Below are 1,704 nucleotides of genomic sequence, written 5' to 3' on the forward strand. Positions count from 1 at the left end.
TCCTCCCCGCGGCCCCCCCCCCCCCCCCCGGGGGGGGCGGCTGCGGCCGATACCGAGCCGGAGCCGATCAAGGCCATCCCCTTGCGGCGTCCGGGCCGGTGGATCGCCGCCACGATCATCCTGGTGCTGCTGGGACTGTTCCTGTACGGCGCGTGGACCAATCCCGCCTACCACTGGGACACCTACGCGAGCTACCTGTTCGACACGCGCATCCTGGAAGGTGCGCTGGTCACGCTGGAGCTGACCGTGCTGGCCATGGTGCTCGGTGTGGTGCTGGGCGTGGTGCTGGCCATCATGCGGCTGTCGCCGAATCCGGTGCTGCGGTCGGTGTCGTGGGTCTACCTCTGGATCTTCCGCGGCACCCCGGTGTACGTGCAGTTGGTGTTCTGGGGCCTGTTCCCGGGCCTGTACCAGACCATCACCGTCGGGGTGCCCTTCGGTCCGTCGTTCGCGGATTTCAATGTGCTGGACTGGCGGGCCCCGTTCCTGTTCGCGGTGATCGGCCTGGGACTCAACGAGGCCGCGTACATGGCCGAAATCGTCCGTGCCGGTGTGAATTCCGTGGGCGAGGGGCAGCGCGAGGCGTCGGTGGCGCTGGGCATGTCCTGGTCGCAGACCATGCGCCGCACCGTGCTGCCGCAGGCCATGCGGGTGATCATTCCGCCCACCGGCAACGAACTCATCTCCATGCTCAAGACCACCTCGCTGGTCACGGCGATTCCATTGACCACGGACCTGTACGGCCGGGCGCGCGACATCTACGGCGTGAACTTCCAGCCGGTGCCGCTGCTGCTGGTGGCGGCCACCTGGTATCTGGTGGTCACCAGCGTGCTCATGGTGGGCCAGTTCTACCTGGAGCGCTACTACTCGCGCGGTTCGTCGCGGCAGTTGACCGGAAAGCAGTTGCGGGCCATGGCTTCTCAGCAGCACGTGGTGGAGGAGGGCAAGTGACCGCGACATCCGACACCGCGACGCCCATGGTGCGCGCCGACCGGGTCTGCAAGAACTTCGGCGCGCTGCGGGTGCTCAAGGGCATCACGCTGGAGGTGCAGCGCGGTGAGGTGCTGTGCCTCATCGGCCCGTCCGGCTCCGGCAAGTCCACCTTCCTGCGCTGTATCAACCATCTGGAGCAGGTGAACGCCGGGCGGCTGTACGTGGACGGCGAGCTGGTCGGCTATCGCGAAAAGGGTGACAAGCTCTACGAATTGCATCCGCGCGAGGCCGCCCGCCAGCGCCGCGATATCGGCATGGTGTTCCAGCACTTCAACCTGTTCCCGCACCGGACGGCGCTGGAGAACATCATCGAGGCGCCCACCCAGGTCAAGCGGATCGCCAAGGCCAAGGCGGTGGCGCGGGCCAGGGAACTGCTGGACCGGGTCGGATTGGCGGACAAGGCCGACACCTATCCCGCCCAACTGTCCGGCGGTCAGCAGCAGCGCGTGGCCATCGCCCGGGCGCTGGCCATGGATCCCAAGCTCATGCTCTTCGACGAGCCCACCTCGGCGCTGGATCCGGAACTGGTCGGCGAGGTGCTGGGCGTCATGCGGGAACTCGCGGCCGACGGCATGACCATGGTGGTGGTGACCCACGAGATGGGCTTCGCCCGCGAGGTCGCCGACCAACTGGTGTTCATGGACGGCGGGGTAGTGGTGGAGGCAGGGAACCCGCGCGAGGTACTGGCCGACCCCAAGCACGAGCGCACCA

At 67.6% G+C, this 1,704-nt stretch carries 2 protein-coding genes; both read left to right on the forward strand.

Going from position 1 to position 1,704, the window contains the following annotated elements:
- The first annotated feature begins 66 nt into the window (after positions 1-66).
- Entirely contained in the window at positions 67-951 is an 885-nt protein-coding gene (locus QK444_RS36050; protein ID WP_282786570.1) for an amino acid ABC transporter permease, read from the forward strand.
- Between the two features lie 26 nt (positions 952-977).
- Positions 978-1,704, forward strand: a 727-nt coding sequence (locus QK444_RS36055) for an amino acid ABC transporter ATP-binding protein (protein ID WP_282786571.1), incomplete at its 3' end; no start/stop codon positions are given.

Source organism: Nocardia sp. CC201C, assembly GCF_030010695.1.
GTDB lineage: Bacteria > Actinomycetota > Actinomycetes > Mycobacteriales > Mycobacteriaceae > Nocardia > Nocardia otitidiscaviarum.